The sequence below is a fragment of the Pelomonas sp. SE-A7 genome (assembly GCF_030345705.1).
GTDB lineage: Bacteria > Pseudomonadota > Gammaproteobacteria > Burkholderiales > Burkholderiaceae_C > JAUASW01.
Genome location: NZ_JAUASW010000001.1, coordinates 1,363,582 through 1,386,398, shown reverse-complemented (window position 1 = coordinate 1,386,398; position 22,817 = coordinate 1,363,582). Strand labels below are relative to the sequence as shown.

Sequence of the window (22,817 nt, the reverse complement as noted above, 5' to 3'; positions counted from 1 at the left end):
GCCCAAACGGAAACGGCCCGCACAAGCGGGCCGTTCTGCATTCGAGCTACGAAGGCTTACTTGATGGACAGCACCCACTTGGCCAGCTGATCCGCCTCGGCCTGGGTCACGGCATTGGCCGGCATCGGCACGGCGCCCCAGGCGCCCGAGCCGCCCTTGATGATCTTCTCGGCCAGCTTCTTGGCGGCGTCCTTGTCCTTGGCGTACTTGGCAGCCACGTCCTTGTAGGACGGTCCCACGACCTTCTTGTCGACCTGGTGGCAGGCCATGCAATTCTTCTTCTGCGCCAGCTCCTGGTTCGCGAACGCGGGGGCGCTCAGCAGGCCGACGGTAGCCAGGGCAATCAGCGTGGAGGACAGCTTCATGATTTCCTTTCGAGGGGAGGGGAATGGTTCTGGACTACAGTCCGCTGCAAGAGTCGAACTCAGGCTGCGAATGATTGTATGCAGCGCAGTCCTGACGTACAGCAAGAGAGGCTAGACATGTGGTTTATTGCAATCGGCGTCCTGGCCATCGCGCTGAAGCTGATCGGCGTGGCGCCGGTCCAGGGCTTGAGCTGGATCTGGGTGCTGTCGCCGTTCGCGCTGGCCGTCGTCTGGTGGGCCTGGTCGGATGCCAGCGGCCGCACCCAGCGCCTGGAGATGGACAAGCTGGACCAGCGCAAGGAAGAGCGCCGCCAGAAAGCCATGGCGGCGCTGGGTCAGCAGGATCCGAAATCCAGGCGCAGGTGAGCGCGCCGCCAGGCGATCACTCGAAGCGGTCCAGCACCGCGCCGCTGCTGGCGCTGGAAGCGTTCTTGGCGAACTTGGCCAGCACGCCGCGGGTGTAGCGCGGCGCCGGCTTGATCCAGGCCGCCTTGCGACGGGCGATCTCCTCGGCCGGCACATTCAGTTCCAGCTTCAGCTGGTGGGCATCGATGGTGATGGAGTCGCCTTCCTGCACCACGGCAATGGTGCCGCCCTCGTAGGCCTCGGGCGCCACATGGCCGACCACCATGCCCCAGGTGCCGCCTGAGAAGCGACCGTCGGTGATCAGGCCCACGCTCTCGCCCAGGCCCTGACCTATCAGGGCGCCGGTGGGCGCCAGCATCTCGGGCATGCCGGGGCCGCCCTTGGGGCCCAGGTAGCGCAGCACCATCACGTCGCCGGCCTGGATCTGACCGGCCATGATGGCGGCCAGGGCCGATTGCTCGTCGTCGAACACCCGGGCCGGCCCGGTCATCACCGGGCTCTTCAGGCCGGTGATCTTGGCCACGCAGCCCTCGGGCGAGAGATTGCCGCGCAGGATGGCCAGATGGCCCTGCGCATAGATGGCCTTCTCGACCGGGCGGATGACTTCCTGCGCGGCGCTCAGCTCGGGCACGCTGGCCAGGTTCTCGGCCACGGTCTTGCCGGTGATGGTGATGCAGTCGCCATGCAGCAGACCGTGCTTCAGCAGTTCCTTCATCACGGCCGGCACGCCGCCGGCCTTGTGCAGGTCCACCGCCAGGAAGCGGCCACTGGGCTTCAGGTCGCACAGCACCGGGATCTTCTTGCGCATGCGCTCGAAGTCGTCGATGGTCCAGTCCACCTCGGCCGCATGGGCGATGGCCAGGAAGTGCAGCACCGCGTTGGTCGAGCCGCCGGTGGCCATGATGACGGCGACAGCGTTCTCGATGGCTTTCTTGGTGACGATGTCGCGCGGCTTCAGGTCGGCCTTGACCGCCTCGACCAGGTACTCGGCCGCGCGCTTGGTGTTCTCGACCACCTCGTCCTCAACGTTGGACATGGACGAGGAATAGGGCAGGCTCATGCCGAGGGCCTCGAAGGCCGAGCTCATCGTATTGGCCGTGTACATGCCGCCGCAGGAGCCGCTGCCCGGGATGGCGCGCTTCTCGATCTGGCAGAAGTCCTCTTCGCTCATCTTGCCGGCGCTGAACTGGCCCACGGCCTCGAAGACGCTGACGATGTTCAGGTCCTGGCCCTTGTAGTGGCCGGGCTTGATCGTGCCGCCGTAGATGTAGATGGCCGGCACATTGGCGCGCAGCATACCCATCATGCCGCCTGGCATGTTCTTGTCGCAGCCACCGATGACCATCACGCCGTCCAGCCACTGGCCGCCGACGCAGGTTTCCACGCAGTCGGAGATCACCTCGCGCGAGACCAGGCTGTACTTCATGCCTTCGGTGCCCATGGCCATGCCGTCCGAGATCGTCGGCGTGCCGAACAGCTGGGCATTGGCGCCCGCCGCCTTCAGGCCGATCACGGCCGCGTCGGCCAGCTTCTGCAGGCCGGAGTTGCAGGGCGTGATCGTGGAGTGGCCGTTGGCGATGCCGATCATCGGCTTGCCGAAGTCGCCTTCCTCATAGCCCATGCCGTAGTACATGGAGCGGTTCGGGGCGCGGGCGACGCCCTCGGTGATGTTCTTGGAGCGGCGGTTGTAGCTCATGGCGGACTGCGGATCGGGCCTGGGAAGGCGGCAGTATCCCGGCCAGCAGCCTGCGGATCAAATATATTCTTGTGGTCTAATTGATTCGTGAGGTGTATCGATGATCGAGCTGCGCAGCCTGCGCCAGTTCGTGGCCGTGGCCGAGGAACTGCACTTCGGCCGCGCCGCCGCGCGCCTGCACATGACCCAGCCTCCGCTGACGATGGCGATACGCAAGCTGGAGCAGGAGTTGGGCACCGCGCTGTTCGAGCGCACCAGCCGCTCGGTGCAGCTGACGCCGGCCGGCCAGGCCCTGCTGGCGCCGGCCCAGCGCCTGCTGGCCGAGGCCCAGGGCCTGTCGGGCCTGGTGCAGGCGGCGGCGCTGGGGCAGCGTGGGCGGGTGCGCCTGGGTTTCGTGTCCACGGTCGGCTACGGCGAGCTGCCGCGCTGGGTGAGGGCCTTCCGCGAGCAGCATGGCGAGGTGGAGCTGAGCCTGCGCGAGGCCACGCTCGACGTGCAGCTGCGCGAATTCGAGTCGGGCGACCTGGATGCCGGCTTCATCGTCCATGCGCCCGGCGCCGTGCCGGCGGGCTTCGAATCGTTGAGGGTGGCGAGCGAGCCCCTGGTGCTGGCCCTGTCCAGCGAAGAGCCGCTGGCCGGCCGCAGCCGCCTGGGTGCCCATGACTTGCTGGGCCTGCCCCTGGTCATCTTTCCACGGCAGATCGCACCTTCTCTCTTTGACGCCGTGCTGGGCTTCTATCGCGACCATCAGGCTGTGCCCCACATCGTGCAGGAGGCGATCCAGATGCAGACCATCGTCAACCTGGTGTCGGCCGGCCTCGGCGTGGCCTGGGTGCCCGAGGCGCTGATGGAACTGCAGCGCAGCGGCGTGGTCTACAAGCGGGTGCGGGCCGCCCCGGTCTGCGAAACCAGTCTGATCTGGCGGCCCGATGCTGCGCCGGCCGTGCGGCGCTTCGTGGTCCACGCCAGAGACCAGCTCCAAGTGTCAAAGGTCAGGCGGCGGCCTCGGTGAATTCCCGGGTAACCTTCGGCGCGCCCGGGCGTTGATCCGGGATTGCAAACCAACCGGAGGAGAAAACATGGTCAAGAACGGGCGCAGCCTGTATGTGTTGGCAAGCCTGAGCCTGGCGCTCGGTACCGCCCAGGCGCAGTTCAAGGATCCCCAGCTGCAGGCGGCGGCCGACATGGGCCGGCCGCTGGAATTGGAGAAGCTGGCACAGAGCCGCCTGGCCGCCAAGGCTGACGATGCCGAAGCCGTCGTTGCGCTGGGTCGAGCCGCCATGGATCTGGGCGACGAGAAGAAGATCGAGCAGGCCGTCGGCCGATTGGAGCAGTGCGTCGGCCGGCAGCCGCCGGTGGCGCTGTGCCACTACATGCTGGGCACACTGTCCGGCGTGCAGGCCATGAATGCCAGTGTGTTCAAGATGCCGGGCCTGGCCGGCAAGTCGCGGGACAACCTGAAGAAGGCGGTGGAGCTGGATCCGCAGCTGTACGAGGCCCGCGAGTCGCTGCTGCAGTACTACCTGATGGCGCCGGGCATCGTCGGCGGCGGGGCCGACAAGGCCCAGGCCCTGGTGGCGGACACCGACAAGTTCAATCCGCAATACGGCCGCATGCTGAGGGCGCGCCAGGCGGTGCAGGACAAGCAATGGGCGGTCGTCGAGCGTGAACTCGGCGCCGTCCAGGTCGGTCAGGACAAGGACCTGCGCACCAACCTGCGCCGGGCCTGGCAGCAGATGGGCCTGGCCCATCTCAATGCCAAGCAGCCGGAGCAGGCGCGTGCCGTCTACGAGCGGGTCAGGCGCGACTTTCCGGAGCATGCGGCGGGCAGCTACGGCCTGGCCCGTGCGCTGACCGATCTGAACAAGGCGGACGAGGCACTGACTCTGCTGGAGCAGGCCCGCGCACTGGACGGTGCCGCCAGCCTGCCTATCGACTACCGCGTCGGCCTGGCCTGGATCGCCAAGGGTGACAAGCCCCAGGCCAAGGCCGCGCTGCAGCGCTTTGTGGCCGACAAGAACGCCCATCCGCGCAACGTCGAGGAAGCGCGCAAGCGACTGGCCGAGCTGGGCTAGAGCCGCGGGGTCGCAGGGCAGGGCTGGCTATGATGCGCGCCTCGCCCTGATTCCTGCCTAGCCGATGCCTCTGGTTCATCCGCAGTTTGACCCGGTCGCCCTGCACCTGGGTCCCGTCTCCATTCATTGGTATGGCCTGACCTACCTGGTCGCCTTCGGCCTGTTCCTCTGGCTGGCCAACCGCGTGGCGGCACGGCCCTGGCATGTGGCTGCGGGCTGGCAGCGCCGCGACATCGACGACCTGTTGTTCTATGGCGTCCTGGGCGTGATCCTGGGTGGACGCCTCGGCTTCGTGCTGTTCTACAAGCCGGGCTTCTTCGCCGAACACCCGCTGGACGTCTTCAAGGTCTGGGAGGGCGGCATGTCCTTCCACGGCGGCCTGTTGGGCGTGCTGCTGGCGCTGGCCTGGTTCGGCCGTGGCCGTGGCCGCAGCTTCTTTCAGGTGGCGGATCTGGTCGCGCCCTGCGTGCCGACCGGTATCGCAGCCGTTCGCTTCGGCAACTTCATCAACGGCGAGCTGTGGGGGCGCCAGGCGCCGGCCGATCTGCCTTGGGCCATGATCTTCCCGCAGGCGCATGACGGCATCGCTCGCCATCCTTCTCAGCTCTACCAGGCGCTGGGCGAAGGCCTCTTGCTGTTCGTCGTCCTGTGGCTTTACGCGCGCTCGCCGCGCCGCACCGGCCAGGTCTCGGGGGTTTTCATGATGGGCTACGGAACCATGCGATTCATCGCTGAGTATTTCCGCGAGCCCGACGCCTACCTGGGTCTGCGTGCGCTGAGCCTGAGTCAGGGGCAGTGGTTGTCCTTGCCCATGGTGCTGGTCGGCCTGGCGATCTGGATCTGGGCGACGCGCAGGAAGGCGGTCTGAGTCATGCGCCAGATCTTCTTCGACACCGAGACCACCGGCCTGCTGGCCGAGGGCGGCGACCGCATCATCGAAGTCGGCTGCGTGGAGATGGTCAACCGCCAGCTCACCGGCAACAACCTGCACCTGTACATCAACCCCGAGCGGGCCAGCCATGAGGACGCCTTGCGGGTCCACGGCCTGACCGAGGAATTCCTGTCCGACAAGCCCAGGTTCGCCCAGATCGCCGAAGAGCTGCTGGCCTTCCTGGCCGGCGCGGAACTGGTGATCCACAACGCGCCGTTCGACATCGGCTTCATCAATGCCGAGCTGAAGCGCCTGGGCAAACCGCCCATCACCGACACCGTCGGCGGTGTGCGCGATACCCTGCTGATGGCGCGCGACATGTTCCCCGGCAAGGCCAATTCGCTGGATGCGCTTTGCAAGCGGCTGGAGGTCGACAACTCCAACCGCAAGTTGCACGGCGCCTTGCTGGATGCGGAACTGCTGGCCGAGGTCTATATCCGCCTGACCCGCGGCCAGGACGCGCTGCTGATGGACGAGGCCGGCGAAGGCCCGTCGGTCGCCGGCGAGCTCAAGCTTGCTGCGGTGGACCTCAGTCGCTTCGAATTGCCGGTGACCGCGGCCACGGCCGACGAGCTGGCGGCCCACGAAGCCGTGCTGGCCGATCTCGACAAGGCCTCGGGCGGGAAGCGCATCTGGCAATGAGTTGGCGCGCTCGCTGGTAATCCAAAATTTCCATGGCATAATCGCGGGCTTCCCGGTTGGCAAGAGTCTCGAAAGGGGCTTTGTCAGCGACAGACCGGGCGGTTAGCTCAGCGGTAGAGCACTGCCTTCACACGGCAGGGGTCGCAGGTTCGAACCCTGCACCGCCCACCAGGAATCCTTGAAGAGTCCGGCCATTCGATCGGCCTCGACGGATTCGTGAAAGTCGCCTCCGCCAGATACCGGGCGGTTAGCTCAGCGGTAGAGCACTGCCTTCACACGGCAGGGGTCGCAGGTTCGAACCCTGCACCGCCCACCAAGCCTTGAACAAACGCCCCGTCGGGTCCCCGGCGGGGCGTCTTGCTTTGTGCGCTCGCCAAACCGTATTCCGCGTTTTCCCTTGTTCTTGTTAGTTCACTGAAGCCAAATATTCGGGCATAGTGATATTCATTGATCTGGATCACCGAGCCGGTCTGCGATACCGTGGCCAGCCAAGTCGGATCCCGAGCACAAGAGCAAGCAAGGAGACGGTCCGTGGGCCAAGCAGACAAGCCGGGAGTGCCCGGGCGCCTGATCAAGGCGCCCGAGAACTTCATCGATGCGGCCGGCATCCGCCAGGTCTTTGCCGAGGCCAAGGCAGGGCGGCGCAGCTTTCTGCGCAATGCATTTGCGGTCGCCGGTGCCGCGGCGGCAGTGCCACTCGTTGCCGCCCAAACGCCGCCAGGCGGCGAGGGCGATCCCAACATCCTGCAGCTGCCCGAGCACGGCAAGGGCCTGGGTCAGCCGGTTGCGACCGACGGCTATGGCAAGCCCTCCAAGTACGAAGCCAACGTGCAGCGCCGCCAGAGCCCTGGCCTGACTCAGACGGCCCAGGCCTCGGTCTCGTTTGCGCCGCTGCAGTCGCTGTTCGGCATCGTCACGCCCAGCGGCCTGCATTTCGAGCGTCATCATCAGGGCTGGTGGGACATAGACCCCAGCAAGCACCGCTTGATGATCAACGGTTCGGATCCGGGCCTGCTCAAGAAGGCCATGGTCTTCACCATGGACGAGATCATGCGGCTGCCGCCGGTCTCGCGTTTCCACTTCATCGAATGCGGCGCCAATTCGGGCATGGAGTGGGGCAACGTGGCCGTGCCCACGGTGCAATACAGCCACGGCATGCTCAGCTGCAGCGAGTTCACCGGAGTACCGCTGCGCATCCTGCTGGACCTGGCTGGCGTCGACTACAGGAAGGCCCGCTATGTGCTGGCGGAAGGGGCCGATGGCTCCTCGATGACCCGCACGATTCCCATGGAACTGGTCGAGAGCGGCGAGGTGCTGATCGCCTACGGCCAGAACGGCGAGATGCTGCGGCCCGAGCAGGGCTATCCGCTGCGCCTGGTCGTGCCCGGCGTGCAGGGCGTGAGCTGGGTGAAGTACCTGCGCCGCATCGAGGTGGGCGACCAGCCCTGGGCCAGCAAGGACGAGGCGGTGCACTACATCGACCTGATGCCAGGCGGCTTGCACCGCCAGTACAGCAGCACCCAGGAATGCAAGAGCGTGGTGACCACGCCTTCCGGCGGCCAGGTGCTGCTGGACAAGGGCTTCTACAACATCTCCGGCCTGGCCTGGTCGGGGCGCGGCAAGGTCAAGCGAGTGGATGTGTCGGTCGATGGCGGCCGCAACTGGCGCAGCGCGCGGCTGGAAGGCCCGGTGATGGCCAAGTGCCTGAGCCGTTTCAATATCGACTGGGTCTGGGATGGCAAGCCGGCCCTGATACAGAGCCGGGCCATGGACGAGACCGGCTATGTGCAGCCCAATTACCGGCAGCTGCGCGAGGTGCGCGGCACCCGCTCGATCTATCACAACAACGCCATCCAGACCTGGCTGGTGCAAGAGGATGGCGAGGTGCGCAATGTCCAGTTGTCCTGAGCGCATGAAGCGCTGGCTGCTGCCTGTCCTCGCTCTCCTGCTGGCCGCTTCGGCCGCCGCCCAGCCCCGCGACTTGCCTGGCATTGGCCGCGCAGCCACGCCCAAGGAGGTCGCCGCCTGGGACATCGATGTGCGGCCCGACTTCAAGGGCCTGCCCAAGGGCTCGGGCAGCGTGGCCAGGGGCCAGGAGGTCTGGGAAGCCAAGTGCGCCCAGTGCCATGGCATCTTTGGCGAGAGCGGCGAGGTGTTCAATCCGCTGGTCGGCGGCACCAGCGCCGATGACATCAAGACCGGCCGCGTCGCCCGTCTGGACGACAAGGGTTACCCGGGCCGCACCACGCTGATGAAGGTGGCCACAGTCTCCACGCTGTGGGACTACATCAACCGCGCCATGCCCTGGACCGCGCCCAAGACCCTAAGCACCGAGGAGGTCTATGCGGTCACGGCCTTTCTGCTGAACCTGGGCGGCGTGGTGGGCGACGACTTCGTGCTTTCGGACCGCAACATCGCCGAGGTCCAGGCGCGCATGCCCAACCGAAAGGGCATGACGCTGGACCATGCGCTGTGGCCGGGCAAGGCGCTGGGCAAGCCGAGCAAGCCCGACGTGCAGGCCCAGGCCTGCATGAGCCATTGCCCGACCGAGGCGGCCGTCGCTTCCATGCTGCCCGAGCATGCCCGCAATGCCCACGGCAACCTGGCCGACCAGAACCGCGCGGTGGGCGCCCAGCATGGTGTGGACACGACCCGGCCCGCCGGCGCCGGCTCGTTGCCCAAGCCTGTTGCCACGGCCGCACCCGTTGCCGCCAAGCCGGCCGCGCCCATGGCCCTGCTGAACAAATACAGCTGCACGGCCTGCCATGCGGTCGACAACAAGCTGGTCGGCCCGCCGTTCAGGGAGATCGCGAAGAAATATGCCGGCCGCATCGACGCCGAGGCCTATCTGGCGGGCAAGATACGCTCCGGTGGATCCGGCGTCTGGGGCGGTGTTCCCATGCCCCCGCAGTCCTTGGGTGAAGCCGAAGCTGCGACGATCGCCCAGTGGCTCAAGGCCGGCGCCTTGCGCTGAGGCCCAGGTTCTGTACGGGATGGCACGGTTGATGGCGGGCCCCTCCCTTTCCTAGCATGTATTCATCGAGACCGATCAAGGAGACCCAGATGATCTCAAACCGCCGCGAGATGCTCGCGACCAGCGCCAAGGTGGCGTCGCTGATGCTGGCCAGCGGCCTGTTCGGCGGCCTGGCCCATGCGTCCGGCCCGGTGGCCGGCAAGGGCGCGTTCGACGCCAAGTCGCTGGCCGACGTGCTCAAGTCGCTGGGCCTCGGCGCACCGGCCGAGAGCAAGGACGTCAGCATCAGTGCCCCCGACATCGCCGAGAACGGCGCCGTCGTGCCGCTGGGCGTGGCCACCACGCTGGGCGGTGTCAAGCAGGTGATGCTGCTGGTCGAGAAGAACCCGGCGGTGCTGGCCGCGGTTTTCAACGTCACGCCCGAGATCGAGCCGGCCTTCAAGGCGCGGGTCAAGATGGGCCAGTCGTCCAATGTGTTCGCCGTGGTCGTGACCAACGACAACAAGGTGCTGTTCGCGCAGAAGGAAGTGAAGGTCACGCTGGGGGGCTGTGGCGGCTGAAGCTGCCAAGACCTCAGCCCTGACTTCGAAACTGAATCCCAAGGAGATACCCAAATGGCAGACCCTATGCGCATCCGGGCGCAGGTGACCGGCGACAAGGTGACCGTGCGCGTGCTGATGGCCCATGAGATGGAAACCGGCCAGCGCAAGGACAGCGCCGGCAAGACCATCCCGGCCTGGTACATCAACGAGGTCAGCGCCTCGCTCAACGGCAAGGTCGTGATGACCGCCGAGTGGGGCCCCTCGGTGTCCAAGAACCCCTTCATGGAGTTCCAGATCAAGGGCGCCAAGGCCGGCGACAAGATCGGCATCAGCTGGACCGACAACAAGGGCGAAAAGCGCAGCGACGAAGCCGTCGTCAGCTGATCACGCCCCCGCGCGGGCCAGCCCGGCCCGTCGAACAACAACAGGCAGGAGACCCATCGATGATGATGAGCATGCGCAGAGGATGGCTGGCGCTGTGCGTGGCGCTTTGCAGCGCCGCACCGGCCCTGGCACAGAAGACGGCGGCCGACGGCATTGCCGAGTACCGCAAGCTGCTGGCGGACGGCAACCCCGCCGAGCTGTTCGAGGCCAAGGGCGAGGACCTTTGGAAACAGAAGCGCGGACCCAAGAACGCCACGCTGCAGGCCTGCGACCTGGGCAAGGGCCCGGGCGTGGTCAAGGGCGCTTTCGTCGAGCTGCCGCGCTTCTTCGCCGATACCGGCAAGGTGCAGGACCTGGAGTCGCGCCTGCTGACCTGCATGAGCACGCTGCAGGGCCTGGACGCTGCCGCCATCGCCAAGACGCCGTTCGGCCGCGGCGAGCAGTCCAACATGGAAGCGCTGGCGGCCTGGGTGGCCTCCGAGTCTCGTGGCGCCCGCATGAACCTGCCGCAGGGCCATGCCGAGGAGCGCCGCATGTACGAGATGGGCAAGCGCGCCTTCTACTTTCGCGGCGGCCCCATGGACTTCTCCTGCGCCTCCTGCCACGGCACCGAAGGCCAGCGCATCCGCCTGCAGGACCTGCCCAACCTGACCAAGAACCCCGGTGACGGTATCGGCTTCGCGGCCTGGCCGGCCTATCGCGTCTCCAGCGGCGAGCTGTGGAGCATGCAGCGGCGACTCAACGACTGTTTCCGTCAGCAGCGCTTTCCGTACCCGGGCTATGCCTCGGATGTGACGGTCGCCCTGGGTGTCTATATGGGCGTCAATGCCAAGGGCGCCGAATCCATCGCCCCGGCGATCAAGCGCTGAGCAGGAGAGCCAAGCCATGATGAGCAAGAACAAGTTCAAGTCTCTGGCCCTGATCGTCGTCGGCACCGCCGCCGTGGTCGGCTGTGCCAGCCTGCCCAGCTCGGCCGAACTCGATGCCCAGGCCCAGGCCATGCTCAAGGCCTCGTTCCGGGAAGAGGGCATTGCCACGATGCAGCGCCTGGACCAGGACCTGGGCCAGAAAGCCTGCTCCGGCGCCGAGGCACCGTCCGAGGCCGTCAGCAAGCAGATCGAGGCCGAATCGCTGGCCTCGGTCAAGTGGCCGACCGGCGGCCAGTACCTGGGCGACTGGAAAGAGGGCGAGAAGCTGGCCCAGAACGGCCGCGGCATGACCTGGACCGACAAGTCGGCCGATCCCAAGGGCAATGGCGCCAGCTGCTACAACTGCCACCAGATCGGCCCGGCCGAGGTCTCGTTCGGCACCATTGGTCCCAGCCTCTACAACTACGGCAAGCTGCGCGGCGTCAAGGACGTGGCCGATCCGGCCTCGGCGCCCATCGTCCAGTACACCTGGGGCAAGCTGTGGAACTCCAAGGCCTATTCGGCCTGCTCCAACATGCCGCGCTTCGGCCACATGAAGCTGCTGGACGAAGAGCAGATCCGCCACCTGATGGCCTTGCTGCTGGACCCGCGTTCGCCGGTCAACCAGTAGGCCCCGGGCCCATGCCCGCCGGCTCAGGATGAGCGGCGGGCTTTTTCAGCTTCAGAACATAAGCCGCTACTTATCATGAACCTGAGCAAGCGCGAGTTCCTGCAGATGCTGTCGGCGGCCTCGGTGGCCGGCCTCAATCTGGGCCGTCATGCCGACGCGGATGCCGCCGTGGCCGAGCAGGCCTTCTACGACGTGCCGCGCTTCGGCCAGGTGTCGCTGCTGCACATGACGGACTGCCATGCGCAGCTGCTGCCCATCCGCTTCCGCGAGCCCAGCGTCAACCTGGGTCTGGGCAGCATGCAGGGACGCTCGCCGCACCTGGTCGGCGAGGCCTTGCTGAAGAGTGCCGGCCTGCGCCCGGGCTCTGCCGACGCCCACGCCTTCAGCGGCCTGGACTTCGAGCGCGCCTCGCGGCGCTACGGCAAGGTCGGCGGCTTCGCCCATCTCAGCAGCCTGGTGAAGCGGCTGCGAGCCAGCCGGCCCGGTTCGCTGCTGTTCGATGGTGGCGACACCTGGCAGGGCTCGGCCACCTCGCTGTGGACGAATGCCCAGGACATGGTCGAGGCCTGCAAGCTGCTGGGCGTGGACGTGATGACCGGCCACTGGGAGTTCACCTATGGCATGGAGCGGGTCAAGGAAATCCTGGACAAGGACTTCAAGGGCAAGGTCGATTTCGTCGCCCAGAACGTCAAGACCAATGACTTCGGCGACCCGGTGTTCGCGCCCTATGTGATACGCGAGATCAACGGCGTGCCCTGCGCCATCATCGGCCAGGCCTTTCCGTACACGCCCATCGCCAACCCACGCTACCTGGTGGCGGACTGGGCCTTCGGCATCCAGGACGAGAACATGCAGGCCATGGTCGACGAGGCGCGCGCCAAGGGTGCCCAGGTCGTGGTCCTGCTCTCGCACAACGGCATGGACGTGGACCTGAAGCTGGCCTCGAAAGTGCGCGGCATAGACGCCATCCTCGGTGGCCATACGCATGACGGCGTGCCGGTGCCGGTGCAGGTGAAGAATGCCGGCGGAACCACCCTGGTGACCAATGCCGGCAGCAATGGCAAGTTCCTCGGCGTGCTGGACTTCGAGGTCAAGAACGGCAAGGTGACGGACTTCCGCTACCGGCTGCTGCCGGTGTTCGCCAACATGCTCAAGGCCGACCCGGAGATGGAGGCCCTGATCAGCAAGCTGCGCCAGCCCTATGAGGGCAAGCTGAACGAGAAGCTGGCCGTCACCGATGGCCTGCTCTACCGCCGCGGCAATTTCAACGGCAGCTGGGACCAGCTGATCGTCGATGCGCTGCTGGAAGTGCAGGGCGCCGAGATCGCCTTCTCGCCCGGCTTCCGCTGGGGCACCAGCCTGCTGCCCGGCGAGGCCATCACCCGCGAGCTGATGATGGACCAGCTGGCCACGACCTACTCCTATGCCACGCTCACCGAGATGACCGGCGCGACCATCAAGACCGTGCTCGAGGACGTCTGCGACAACCTGTTCAACCCCGATCCTTACTACCAGCAGGGTGGTGACATGGTGCGCGTGGGCGGCCTCAGCTATGCCTGCGAGCCGGGCGCGGCCATGGGCTCACGCATCCAGGACATGCGCCTGAACGGCAAGCCGATAGAGGCCGGCAAGACCTACAAGGTGGCCGGCTGGGCGCCGGTGTCCGAGGAGGCGCGCTCCGGCAAGACCATGGTCTGGGACCTGGTCGAGCAATGGCTCAAGAGCCAGGGCCATGTGAAGCCGCGACGCATCAATGCGCCGCGGCTGGTCGGCGTGCAGGGCAACGCCGGGCTGACGTCCTGAACGCTGGTTGACGCTCAGGCGCCGCCCAGCATGTCATCCCAGATGTTCTGGGCCCAGGACAGGGCATAGGCGCCTTCCAGCTCGCTGGCCGCGGCCGACACGCCACCCGAACCCGGCACCGGCTTGAAGCCCTTGTCGGCAGCGTCGTACTGGTGGACCGAGGCGACGTGGATCACCTCGGCCGCGGTGACGAAGCTGTAGCAGGTGTTCATCAGCACCGGCGCCGGATTGACCGCCTCGCCCTTGAGCAGCTGGATGATGGCTGCCGCCGCCAGCTTGGCCTGCTGGTTGGCCATGTGGCCGCTCTTGGGCATGCCGGGGCCCGGGAAGATGGCATCGCCCAGCAGATGTACGCCGGGCACGGCGGTGGATTCCATCGTCAGCCAGTGGACGCCGGCCCAGCGCTGGTTGACGTTGACCACACCGGCCTTGACCGCCAGCTCGGCGGCGCGCTGCGGCGGGATCACGTTCAGGACATCGGCCTTGACGTCTTCGAATTCCAGCTTGGCCAGCTTGCCGTTGCCACCCACTTCCTTGAGCTCGGCATTGGCGCGGTACTCCAGCAGCCCGTCGTAATGCTGCTTGAAGGCCTTCTCGAACAGGCCCTTCTTGGAAGTGATCTCGGGATTGGCGTCCAGCACAAGCAGCTTGGACCTGGGCTTGGCGGCCTTCAGGTAGCTGGCGATCATGCAGGCTCGCTCGTAGGGGCCGGGCGGGCAGCGGTAGGGCGCCTTGGGAATGCTGATGGCCACCACGCCGCCGTCTGGCATGTCGAGCAGCTGCTTGCGCAGGGCCGCCGTCTGCGGGCCGGCCTTCCAGCTGTGCAGCACCTGGCCGCTGTCCAGCGCGGCCCTGAGCCCGCCTATGCCATCGAGCATGAAGTCGATGCCCGGCGACAGCACGACGCGGTCATAGGGCAGGGCGCTGCCGTCGGCCAGGCGCACGGTCTTGGCCGTGGCATCGATGGCCACCACCTCGCCCTGCACCAGCTTCACGCCCAGCGAGCGCAGGCCTTCGTAGCCCAGGCTGATGTCGGCCATCTGCTTGTGGCCGCCCAGCACCAGGTTGGAGATCGGGCAGGACACGAAGCCGGCGTTGCGCTCGACCAGGGTCACGTCCACATTGCCGCCCCACAGGCGCAGATAGCGGGCCGCCGTGGCGCCGCCGAAGCCGCCGCCTATGACGACCACGCGGCCTATCGATGGGCCCTGGCCCATGCCGGCGCAACCGGCCAGGGCCAGGCTGCCGAGCGACAGGCCGCCCATCAGGATCTGGCGGCGGGCAATCGTGCTTGCTTCTTGCTTGCTGTTCATCGCGGTCTCCCTGGCTTCTCAGCGCTTGGCAGCCGGCAGGGCGGCGAAATGCTTGGCGACCAGGCGGAGCTGGTCCTCGGTGTAGCCCTTGGCGATCTGGTGCATCACGGTGGCTGGCCTGGCGCCGCTGCGGAAGTCGCTCAGCAGCTTCAGCAGTTCGTCCTCCTTGCGGCCCGCCAGCGAAGGCATGCTGCCCTTGGCATTGCCCTGCGTGCTGTGGCAGTTGGCGCAGGTGGCGGCCAGGCTGCGGGAACGCAGGGTTTCGGAGGCTTGGGACTGGGTCTGGGCCTGGACGGCGCCAGCCGCGAAGCCCAGCGCAGCGCAGAGCAGAAGGACTCGTGTCATCGCGAACTCCCTTCGAGTGGGTCCTGCATCCTGACACAGCTTGCTGCCTCGCAGAGCCTCTATGCATAGTCGGCCAGCGAGGGAGCACGAAAACCGGGGACAGGCCTTAATATTCGCCGATGCTAATAAAGCGTCTGCTTGCCGGCGGCCTGGCCGCCTTGCTGGCCCTGTCGGCCGGAGCCCAGGTCCTCACACCGGTCCAGGTCGCGCCGCGGGCCTGGATGGTCCAGGGCGAGTCGGCGCTGGGCTCAAGCGCCAACCGTAACTTCATCTCCAATGCCGCCTTCGTGGTCACCGATGAGGGCGTGCTGGTGGTCGATGCGCTCGGCTCGCCGGCGCTGGCCGAGGAGTTGCTGACGGCGATACGGCGCATCACCGACAAGCCGCTGCGCTATGTCGTCGTCACCCACTACCACGCCGACCACATTTACGGCCTGCAGGTGCTCAAGGCCGCAGGCGCCCAGGTGATCGCGCAGACGGAGGGCCAGGCCTACCTGCACTCCGAGACCGCCAATCTGCGGCTCAAGGCCAGCCGCCAGGATCTGTTCCCCTGGATAGACGAGCAGACGCAGCTGGTGGCTGCGGACCGCTGGATCGCGCAGCCGACCACGCTGAAGCTGGGCGGCCTGGACTTCCTGCTGCAGCCGGCCGGTCCGGCCCACACGCCCGAGGATCTGGTGGTCTATGTGCCTCAGCTCAAGCTGCTGCTGGCGGGCGACCTGGTGTTCCGCGGCCGCGTGCCCTTCGTCGGCCAGGCCGACAGCGGTCGCTGGATCGCCGGGCTGGATCAGCTGCTGGGCTTCGGCGCCGAGGTCATCGTGCCCGGCCATGGGCCCTTGTCCACCACCGCCCGTGCCGACCTGCAGCTGACCCGCGACTACCTGGCCTACCTGCGCAAGACCATGGGCGAGGCGGCGCGCGACATGGAGCCTTTCGAAGAAGCCTACAAGCGCGCCGACTGGTCGCGCTTCGAGAAGCTGCCGCTGTTCGGCGCGGCCAATCGCATCAATGCCTACAACACCTATCTGCTGATGGAGAGGGAAGGGCGATGAGGCGGCGCGAGTTGCTGCTGGCCATGCCTTTCAGTGGCTCGGCGCTGGCGGCGCCGGCGCAGCGAGGTGAGCGCGTGGCCTGGCCGGTGGTGCGCCTGCTCGATGGCCAGGCCTGGACGCCGCTGGAAGGCCATGCCCAGGTCGTCGTGTTCTGGTCGCTGGACTGCGCGTTTTGCGAGCGGCACAACGCCCATGTGGAGAAGCTGCACCGGGCGGCGCAGGGCCGGCGACTGCAACTGCTGGGTGCGGCCCGCGGTGGCGATGCGGCAGCGCTGCGCAAGCACATGGCGGCGCGCGGCTGGAGCTTCCCGGTCAGCCTCGACGTTCAGCCCCTGGCCGCGGCGCTGACGGTGCGGCGCAGCGTGCCGGTCACGGTGACCGTCGAGGCCTCGGGCCGGCTGCGCGACATGATTCCCGGCGAGATGTTCGAGGCCGACGTGATGGAGCTGCTCAGGCTGGCTCCGTGACCGGCGTGCTGCTGAATTGCTCGAAGGCTTCCAGCGCATAGGCGGCATACATCAGCGAGGGCCCTCCGCCCATGTAGACACAGACGCCCAGCATCTCCTCGAGTTCCTGACGCGTGCAGCCCAGGCGGACCAGGGCCTCGGCATGGAAGCCCAGGCAGGGGTCGCAGCGGGCCGAGACCGACAGGGCCATTGCCACGAGTTCCTTGGTCTTGCGGTCGAGCACCCCCTCACGGGTGCTTGCCTGGGCCAGTGCCGAGAAGTTGCGGCTCGTCTCCGGGATGCCGGCCCGCAGCCGGGTCAGGGCCGACGAGACCTCGGAGGTGATGGCGCGGTAGTTCTTTCTGCTCATGTGGCTTCCCCATATCAGTCAACACTCATATATTGAGGCTGGCGCGGAGCGCCGTGTTTGATGCAGGGCAATGGCCCTGCGGCTTGGCCTGGGGGCGACGCTCCACTAGCATCGCCGGGCAGCCTCAAGGAGCGGCGATGAACAAGACCAGGGTGCTGATCGCGCTGGGCCTGGCGGCCGGCATCGGCCTGACCACGCTGGCCATCGCGGGTGACGACGCCAGCATCTTCCAGGGCGCCGACCTCCAGCTCGGTCGCAAGCTGCTGAAGGAGCAGCGCTGCGCCGAATGCCATGCCAAGAAGTTCGGTGGCGATGGCTCGGACGTCTACCGACCGCTTGAGAAGATCAAGACCGCCGGCCAGCTGCGTGGCATGGTCGAGTCCTGCAATACCGAGCTGAGCCTCGGCATGTTTCCCGAGGAAGTGACCGCCATTGCGGCTGTGCTGAACAAGGACTACTACCGGTTCAAGTGACCGAGGCCCTGGGGGGCTTGAATATTCGTCTCTACGAATAGAATCGCCGCAGCTTTTTCGTTCCGCCAAATTGCATGGAAGCCAACCCCGTCCAGGACAAGGTATTCGAGTCGGTGGCCGAGCTGTTCTCGCTGCTGTCGACCCCGATCCGGCTGAAGATCATCAGCGCGGTCTGCCATGGCGAAAAGAATGTGTCGGAGCTGCTGGCCGAGATCGAGACCACGCAGCCGAACATGTCGCAGCACCTCTCCACGCTGTACCGCAGCGGCGTGCTGTCCAAGCGGCGCGAGGGCACCCAGATCTACTACAAGCTGCAGAGCGAACGCGTGGCCGCGCTGTGCCGCGCGGTCTGTACCCAGGTGGCCATCGAGCTGGATCCGGAATCGGAGCTGGAGCTCCAGGAGCGGCTGGTGCCGGCGACGGCCCGCTGAATGCAGGCCGGGTGGATCCGGCCCCCGCTCAGGCGGCGTGCTCTTCGGCCTCGTGCCGCTCAGGCGCGACCGTGGGCAGGTGCATCTGCATGCGGCAGCCCTTGCCAGGTGCGCTGATCACTTCGATCGTTCCGCCCAGCACATTGGTCACGATGTTGTGCACGATGTGCATGCCCAGGCCCGAGCCGCCGGTGCCCAGCTTGGTGGTGAAGAAGGGGTCGAAGATCTGGCGGCGCACCGATTCGTCCATACCGCGGCCGTCGTCTTCCACGCAGAGCTCGATCTCGTGCGCGTCGACCCTGCGGCTGCTGATGCGCACCCGGCCCTGCTCCAGACCGTCGAAGGCGTGCAGCAGCGCGTTCATGAGCAGATTGGTCAGCACCTGGCCCAGGGCGCCCGGGTAGCTGTCCAGCATCAGGCCGGCTTCGAGTTCGGTGCTGATCTCGTAACGGGTGCGCTTGAAGCTGGGCTCCACCATCACCAGCTGGCTCTCGACCACTCGGGTCAGGTCGAACTCTCCGCGGGCGTCATTGGTCTGGTTGATGGCCACCTGCTTGAAGTCGCGCACCAGGTCGGCCGCCTTCTGCACGTTGCGCTGCAGGATGTCCTGGCCGCGCTGCGTATCCTTGACCAGCTCCTCGAGCACGCTGCGGCGTATCGGCGTCTGCGAGTTCATCATCGAATCGAGCTGGCGGTAGCGGTCATCCAGCGCCGACACCACGGTCAGCGCATTGCCCAGCGGCGTATTCAGCTCATGGGCCACGCCGGCCACCAGGCGGCCCAGCGAGGCCAGCTTCTCGGCCTCGACCAGCTCGCGCTGCGCCGTCTGCAGATTGCGCAGCGTGGTGGTCAGCTCGTTGTTGGCCCGGGTCAGTTCGTTGGTGCGCTGGGCGACCTGGTCTTCCAGCGTGTTGTTGTGCATGCGCAGCGATTCGAAGGCGGCGAGCAGGGCCTGGCGCATGCGCTCCATGGCGGCGCCGACGCGGGCGATCTCGTCATCGCCCTTGCTGACTTCCAGCGGTCGCTCCAGGTGGCCGGCCGCCAGTTCCTCGGCGGCGGCGCTGAGCTGGCTCATGGGGCCCAGCACGCGGCGCCGCATCACCAGCATGGTGAACACGCCGCAGATCAGCAGGGCGATCACGCTGCGCAGCACCTGGTTCCAGAGGTCGGCGCGTTTGCGGGCCAGGAAGGGCTCCGAACTCATGACCACCGTCAATTTGGCGATCTCGCGTCCATCGCGCAGCACCGGGCGGGTTTCGCTCAGGGTCAGCTTGGGGTCGACGTCGGCACGCTGCGGCGTCTCGTAGAAGGGCTTGGGATTGGAGGGCTCGACGACGAGTACCGAGACGAAGCGCGGGTCGTTGACCTGGGCCTTGATCATGGGCTCGGCCAGATCCGGCGACACCTGCCAGACCGGCTCCGCCAGCGACAGGGCCAGCACCTCGGTGCTGCGGCTCAGGTCGCGTTGCAGGTCCGCCATGGCCTCGGTTTCGGCCCGGTTGAACTCGAAGATCAGGGCGCCCAGCGTCGGCAGCAGCAGCCCCACACCAAGGGCTGCCATCACGGCGTATCGCAACGACGACTGTTTCAGCAGCAAGGCGCTCATCTCCCTACAAAGTCGCCGCTGGCGCGGCTGTGCCGGCGGAGATTAGCAGATAGATGGCGCCGCGCAGTTGTACGAACGCACCTCAGGCAGCACGGGCTGCCAGGACCGTGACGCAATTGCGACCGCTGCGCTTGGAGGCGTACAGGGCACGGTCCGCGCGGTCGAAGAAGTCGTTGGCGCTTTCGCCGACGGCCAGCTGGGTGACGCCGAAGGACAAGGTGACACGCTCGTCGTCCTGGGTGGCGGCGCCACGGCGGATGCGACCGGCAGCGATGTTGTGGCGCAGCTGCTCGGCCAGCGTGTGGGCCTGGTTGAGGCTGCAGCTGGGCATCAGCACGGCGAATTCCTCGCCGCCCACCCGAGCTGCCAGCGCCGGTGCCGCGGTCATGCCCTTGAGCGTCTGGGCCACACCGCGAAGCACCTGGTCGCCGAAGGCATGGCCATAGGTGTCGTTGAGGCGCTTGAAGAAGTCGATGTCGCCCAGCATCAGGCAGGGCGGCTGCAGCTGGTCGCCGCTGCGGATCGCCTGGGCGAGCTCCTGGTCGAAGGCACGGCGGTTGGCCAGGCCGGTGAGGGCGTCGACCAGGGCTTCGTTGCGTGCCAGTTCGACCTCGCGGCGCAGCTCGGCAATCTCGTTGCGGCTGGCATCGAGGCGTTGTTGCAGCGAGTTCATCACGCCGCTGAGTTCGCGCACGCCGCTGAGAATCTCGCGGACGGTCTCGGCCGGGGCCGTGTCGCCCTCGAGCTTCTGGGACAGCTCGCTGAGTTCCACGCCGAAGCGGGCCGTGTGGTCGCCCGCATGGGCGGCCGACGCCGAGATGCCGTTGAGCACGCGCTGGAAGCCGTCGCTGATGCGCCGGGCGCTGGTCGAATCCCATTCGCCCAGGTGGCGGCTGTAGAGCTCCCAGGTCTGGCTTTCATCCAGCGTGCCGCCGTCGGCCAGCAGCGTGTTCATCGCATGGCGCAGATCGGGGTTGCGGCCACTCACGTATTCGTACCAGACCGCATAGCTGGTCGGGTGCAGGGCGGCCCGCTGGCGGGTCATCTGGGCCAGGGCGGCGCGCAGATGCTCGGCACTGCGCTCCATGCTATCGGTGTACCTCATTGCTTTCTCTCTCCATACAACACGCTCCCAACGACCTGCCCGGACTCATTGGCGGTCCAGGTCTGTCGTTCCAGGGGCGCAGCATCTCGCAAACAAAAGCCGAGGTGGGGCGTTTGGCGCACGTCCCGGCCCGACCCGTGCTGTGGTTCACGGCTGGTGCGCTGCGCCGCACAATGACAGTCTCAAACAGGAGACAGTCATGGACGAACGAGTCACCGGCATTGGCGGCATCTTCATCAAGGCCCGCGATGCCGAGGCGCTGCGCGCCTGGTACCGCACCCACCTGGGGATGGACATCCAGTCCTGGGGTGGCGCCTGCTTCATGTGGCAGCAGGAGGGCCGCAGCGAACCCGACGGAGGCATGACGCTGTTCACCATCTTCGAGGGCAGCAGCAGCTATTTCGAGCCCAGCAAGTCGCCCTTCATGATCAATCTGCGGGTCGCCGACCTGCCGCGGCTGCTGGAGCAGCTGCGGGCCGAGGGCTGCCAGGTGGACGACAAGATGGATTACAGCGAATATGGCAAGTTTGGCTGGGTGATGGACCCGGAAGGCAACCGTATCGAGCTCTGGCAGCCGCCCGCGGCTGCCTGAACCCCGGCCCCCGGGGCCGCGGGGGTGCCGGGAATGCCCCGAGCGGAAGGGGGGCGCCCAGCAGGCAAAATGCCGCCTTTTCCCGCTGCCGGGACCCGGTGCCACCCGCACTGGAGGGCCTGGCTCTCACCTCCCTCCATTCCCGAGGTCGACCTTGAGTTCCAACACCACCACCCTGCAACCGGGCGCCAGCGCGCCAGGGATCAGCGCCGCGGCCGCCCCGCACACCATCCTGGGCCATCCCGACGCGCTGTTCGTCCTGTTCTTCACCGAGATGTGGGAGCGCTTCTCCTACTACGGCATGCGCGCGCTGCTGGTGCTGTTCCTGACGGCCACCACACTGAACGGCGGCTGGGGCTGGGACGTCAAGGAAGCCGGCAAGCTCTATGCCTGGTATACGGGCCTGGTCTATCTGACCCCGATCTTCGGCGGCTACCTGGCCGACAAGGTGCTGGGCCTGCGCAAGGCCATCGTGATCGGTGGCCTGATGATCGCCGCCGGCCACATCTCGCTGTTCATGGAGACCAAGCCCAGCTTCTACCTGGGCCTCTCCCTGGTCGTGCTGGGCACCGGCCTGTTCAAGCCGAACATCTCGGCCATCGTCGGCCAGCTCTACGGCAAGGACAACGAAGGCGGCCGTGACAGCGGCTACACGCTGTTCTACATGGGCGTGAACTCGGGCGCCTTCTTCGGCATCCTGCTGTGCGGCTACATCGGCGAGAAGATCTCCTGGTCCTATGGCTTCGGTCTGGCGGCGGTCTTCATGATCCTGGGCGCGCTGCAGTTCTATTTCGGCCAGGGCATCTTCGGCAAGATCGGCCTCAGCCTGTCGCAATCCAAGGTCGAGCAGGCTCCGGTGGTCGAGGAAGCCGAGCCGCATGTCATCCGTGATCGCCTGAAGGCCATCTTCACCTTCTCGTTCTTCACCATCTTCTTCTGGTTCGCCTTCGAGCAGGCCGGTGGTTCGATGACCATCTTCGCCCGCGACTTCACCGACCGCAGCCTGACCGGCACCTCGGGCACGACCTTCAAGATCGTCAACAGCCTGATCACGGTCATTCCGCTGCTGATCCTGACCTGGTTGCTGATCAAGCTGTTCTTCGGCACGGCCAAGCGCTATCTGCTGTCCAACCTGCTGCTGGTCAGCTGCATTGGCGGCATCTGGGTGCTGACGCTCTGGATGCTGAACCGCGAATTCGTCAACCAGGATTCCAGCGTGCCGGCCAGCTGGTTCGGCATCCTGAACAGCCTGTTCCTCGTGGTGCTGGCGCCGATGTTCTCGCGCCTGTGGGGCAAGTACTGGAACCCGAGCGGCCCGGTCAAGTTCGGCCTCGGCCTGGTGATGCTGGGCCTGGGCTTTGCGTGCCTGTCCTATGGCGCCGCCGGCATTCCCAATGGTGCCAAGACGGCCCAGGTCAGCATGATCTGGCTGACCCTGGCCTACCTGCTGCACACCATGGGCGAGCTGTGCCTGTCGCCGGTGGGTCTGTCCTACATCTCCAAGCTGGCGCCGCCGCGCCTGCTGGGCCTGATGTTCGGCTTCTGGTTCCTGAACACCTTCATCGGCAATTTCCTGGCCGGCATGACGGGCGCCTACATCGAGCACATCGCCCATGCCTACTCGATGTCCACCTTCTTCCTGATCTTCACCATCATTCCCATCGCCGCCGGCCTGGTCATGATGGCGCTGAACAAGTGGATGCATCGCAACATGCACGGCATTCACTGAGGATGAGCTGACGGGGCCCCGGGCCCCGGCGCTGCATG

25 protein-coding genes and 2 tRNA genes are annotated in these 22,817 nt (G+C 66.6%); 20 read left to right on the top strand and 7 right to left on the bottom strand.

Annotated elements, in window-relative coordinates:
• Nucleotides 1-56: 56 nt before the first annotated feature.
• Nucleotides 57-365 (bottom strand): c-type cytochrome, encoded by a 309-nt coding sequence (locus QT382_RS06195; protein ID WP_289253159.1) that lies wholly within the window; start codon nt 363-365, stop codon nt 57-59.
• A 117-nt stretch (nt 366-482) separates the two neighbouring features.
• Between QT382_RS06195 and QT382_RS06190 the strand changes: the two genes are divergently transcribed.
• Entirely contained in the window at nt 483-731 is a 249-nt protein-coding gene (locus tag QT382_RS06190) for a TIGR04438 family Trp-rich protein (RefSeq protein ID WP_289253158.1), read from the top strand.
• A 16-nt stretch (nt 732-747) separates the two neighbouring features.
• Here the strand turns inward: QT382_RS06190 and ilvD are convergent, their stop codons facing one another.
• Nucleotides 748-2,427, bottom strand: coding sequence for a dihydroxy-acid dehydratase (gene ilvD / locus QT382_RS06185; RefSeq protein WP_289253157.1), 1,680 nt, complete (start codon nt 2,425-2,427; stop codon nt 748-750).
• A 100-nt stretch (nt 2,428-2,527) separates the two neighbouring features.
• Here ilvD and QT382_RS06180 point away from each other — a divergent pair, with 100 nt between their 5' ends.
• The 13 genes from QT382_RS06180 to soxB all read left to right on the top strand — a co-directional run bounded on the left by QT382_RS06180 (nt 2,528) and on the right by soxB (nt 13,317).
• Nucleotides 2,528-3,439: a LysR family transcriptional regulator gene (locus QT382_RS06180; RefSeq protein ID WP_289253156.1), complete on the top strand. Its 912-nt coding sequence runs from the start codon at nt 2,528-2,530 to the stop codon at nt 3,437-3,439.
• A 67-nt stretch (nt 3,440-3,506) separates the two neighbouring features.
• Nucleotides 3,507-4,502, top strand: a complete 996-nt coding sequence (locus QT382_RS06175; protein ID WP_289253155.1) for a tetratricopeptide repeat protein — start codon at nt 3,507-3,509, stop codon at nt 4,500-4,502.
• Between the two features lie 64 nt (nt 4,503-4,566).
• Nucleotides 4,567-5,370, top strand: a complete 804-nt coding sequence (gene lgt / locus QT382_RS06170; protein ID WP_289253154.1) for a prolipoprotein diacylglyceryl transferase — start codon at nt 4,567-4,569, stop codon at nt 5,368-5,370.
• Between the two features lie 3 nt (nt 5,371-5,373).
• Nucleotides 5,374-6,075 carry a DNA polymerase III subunit epsilon gene (gene dnaQ, locus QT382_RS06165; RefSeq protein WP_289253153.1) on the top strand — a complete coding sequence of 234 codons (702 nt, stop codon included), beginning with the start codon at nt 5,374-5,376 and terminating at the stop codon, nt 6,073-6,075.
• A 96-nt stretch (nt 6,076-6,171) separates the two neighbouring features.
• Nucleotides 6,172-6,246: transfer RNA gene (locus tag QT382_RS06160), tRNA-Val, on the top strand.
• A 70-nt stretch (nt 6,247-6,316) separates the two neighbouring features.
• A tRNA-Val gene (locus QT382_RS06155) sits at nt 6,317-6,391 on the top strand.
• 215 nt (nt 6,392-6,606) lie between these two features.
• Complete coding sequence (gene soxC / locus QT382_RS06150; protein ID WP_289253152.1) at nt 6,607-7,983, top strand: sulfite dehydrogenase; 1,377 nt, start codon at nt 6,607-6,609, stop codon at nt 7,981-7,983.
• Nucleotides 7,967-9,049, top strand: a complete 1,083-nt coding sequence (locus tag QT382_RS06145) for a c-type cytochrome (protein WP_289253151.1) — start codon at nt 7,967-7,969, stop codon at nt 9,047-9,049. The genes soxC and QT382_RS06145 overlap by 17 nt, the downstream gene beginning before the upstream one ends.
• Nucleotides 9,050-9,138: 89 nt before the next feature.
• Nucleotides 9,139-9,609 carry a thiosulfate oxidation carrier protein SoxY gene (soxY, locus tag QT382_RS06140; protein ID WP_289253150.1) on the top strand — a complete coding sequence of 157 codons (471 nt, stop codon included), beginning with the start codon at nt 9,139-9,141 and terminating at the stop codon, nt 9,607-9,609.
• 54 nt (nt 9,610-9,663) lie between these two features.
• On the top strand, nt 9,664-9,975 hold the full coding sequence (gene soxZ, locus QT382_RS06135; protein WP_289253149.1) for a thiosulfate oxidation carrier complex protein SoxZ: 312 nt from the start codon (nt 9,664-9,666) through the stop codon (nt 9,973-9,975).
• A 71-nt stretch (nt 9,976-10,046) separates the two neighbouring features.
• Nucleotides 10,047-10,844 carry a sulfur oxidation c-type cytochrome SoxA gene (gene soxA / locus QT382_RS06130; RefSeq protein ID WP_289253148.1) on the top strand — a complete coding sequence of 266 codons (798 nt, stop codon included), beginning with the start codon at nt 10,047-10,049 and terminating at the stop codon, nt 10,842-10,844.
• 19 nt (nt 10,845-10,863) lie between these two features.
• Complete coding sequence (soxX, locus tag QT382_RS06125) at nt 10,864-11,514, top strand: sulfur oxidation c-type cytochrome SoxX (RefSeq protein WP_289254703.1); 651 nt, start codon at nt 10,864-10,866, stop codon at nt 11,512-11,514.
• Nucleotides 11,515-11,589: 75 nt separating this feature from the next.
• Nucleotides 11,590-13,317, top strand: coding sequence for a thiosulfohydrolase SoxB (gene soxB / locus QT382_RS06120; protein ID WP_289253147.1), 1,728 nt, complete (start codon nt 11,590-11,592; stop codon nt 13,315-13,317).
• Nucleotides 13,318-13,331: 14 nt separating this feature from the next.
• On the opposite strand, the gene QT382_RS06115 is transcribed toward soxB, so the two are convergent.
• Nucleotides 13,332-14,630: an NAD(P)/FAD-dependent oxidoreductase gene (locus tag QT382_RS06115; RefSeq protein ID WP_289253146.1), complete on the bottom strand. Its 1,299-nt coding sequence runs from the start codon at nt 14,628-14,630 to the stop codon at nt 13,332-13,334.
• Nucleotides 14,631-14,648: 18 nt separating this feature from the next.
• Nucleotides 14,649-14,975, bottom strand: a complete 327-nt coding sequence (locus QT382_RS06110) for a c-type cytochrome (RefSeq protein ID WP_289253145.1) — start codon at nt 14,973-14,975, stop codon at nt 14,649-14,651.
• Between the two features lie 119 nt (nt 14,976-15,094).
• Here QT382_RS06110 and QT382_RS06105 point away from each other — a divergent pair, with 119 nt between their 5' ends.
• Both QT382_RS06105 and QT382_RS06100 read left to right on the top strand, forming a co-directional pair.
• Nucleotides 15,095-16,027, top strand: a complete 933-nt coding sequence (locus QT382_RS06105) for an MBL fold metallo-hydrolase (RefSeq protein WP_289253144.1) — start codon at nt 15,095-15,097, stop codon at nt 16,025-16,027.
• Complete coding sequence (locus QT382_RS06100; protein ID WP_289253143.1) at nt 16,024-16,494, top strand: thioredoxin domain-containing protein; 471 nt, start codon at nt 16,024-16,026, stop codon at nt 16,492-16,494. The genes QT382_RS06105 and QT382_RS06100 overlap by 4 nt, the downstream gene beginning before the upstream one ends.
• Here the strand turns inward: QT382_RS06100 and QT382_RS06095 are convergent.
• Nucleotides 16,478-16,843 carry a carboxymuconolactone decarboxylase family protein gene (locus QT382_RS06095; RefSeq protein WP_289253142.1) on the bottom strand — a complete coding sequence of 122 codons (366 nt, stop codon included), beginning with the start codon at nt 16,841-16,843 and terminating at the stop codon, nt 16,478-16,480. The two genes, QT382_RS06100 and QT382_RS06095, sit on opposite strands and share 17 nt — an antisense overlap.
• A 137-nt stretch (nt 16,844-16,980) precedes the next feature.
• Between QT382_RS06095 and QT382_RS06090 the strand changes: the two genes are divergently transcribed.
• Together QT382_RS06090 and QT382_RS06085 are read left to right on the top strand one after the other, a co-directional pair.
• Entirely contained in the window at nt 16,981-17,316 is a 336-nt protein-coding gene (locus QT382_RS06090) for a hypothetical protein (RefSeq protein WP_289253141.1), read from the top strand.
• A gap of 74 nt (nt 17,317-17,390) precedes the next feature.
• Nucleotides 17,391-17,747 (top strand): ArsR/SmtB family transcription factor, encoded by a 357-nt coding sequence (locus QT382_RS06085; protein WP_289253140.1) that lies wholly within the window; start codon nt 17,391-17,393, stop codon nt 17,745-17,747.
• 28 nt (nt 17,748-17,775) lie between these two features.
• Here the strand turns inward: QT382_RS06085 and QT382_RS06080 are convergent, their stop codons facing one another.
• On the bottom strand, nt 17,776-19,344 hold the full coding sequence (locus QT382_RS06080; protein WP_289253139.1) for a sensor histidine kinase: 1,569 nt from the start codon (nt 19,342-19,344) through the stop codon (nt 17,776-17,778).
• Nucleotides 19,345-19,435: 91 nt separating this feature from the next.
• Nucleotides 19,436-20,458 carry a GGDEF domain-containing protein gene (locus tag QT382_RS06075; protein WP_289253138.1) on the bottom strand — a complete coding sequence of 341 codons (1,023 nt, stop codon included), beginning with the start codon at nt 20,456-20,458 and terminating at the stop codon, nt 19,436-19,438.
• Nucleotides 20,459-20,657: 199 nt separating this feature from the next.
• Here QT382_RS06075 and QT382_RS06070 point away from each other — a divergent pair, with 199 nt between their 5' ends.
• Nucleotides 20,658-21,050, top strand: coding sequence for a VOC family protein (locus tag QT382_RS06070; RefSeq protein WP_289253137.1), 393 nt, complete (start codon nt 20,658-20,660; stop codon nt 21,048-21,050).
• Between the two features lie 154 nt (nt 21,051-21,204).
• The gene (locus QT382_RS06065) at nt 21,205-22,779 is read left to right on the top strand and encodes a peptide MFS transporter (RefSeq protein WP_289253136.1); all 1,575 of its coding nucleotides are present in this window, start codon (nt 21,205-21,207) and stop codon (nt 22,777-22,779) included.
• Nucleotides 22,780-22,817 lie beyond the last annotated feature (38 nt).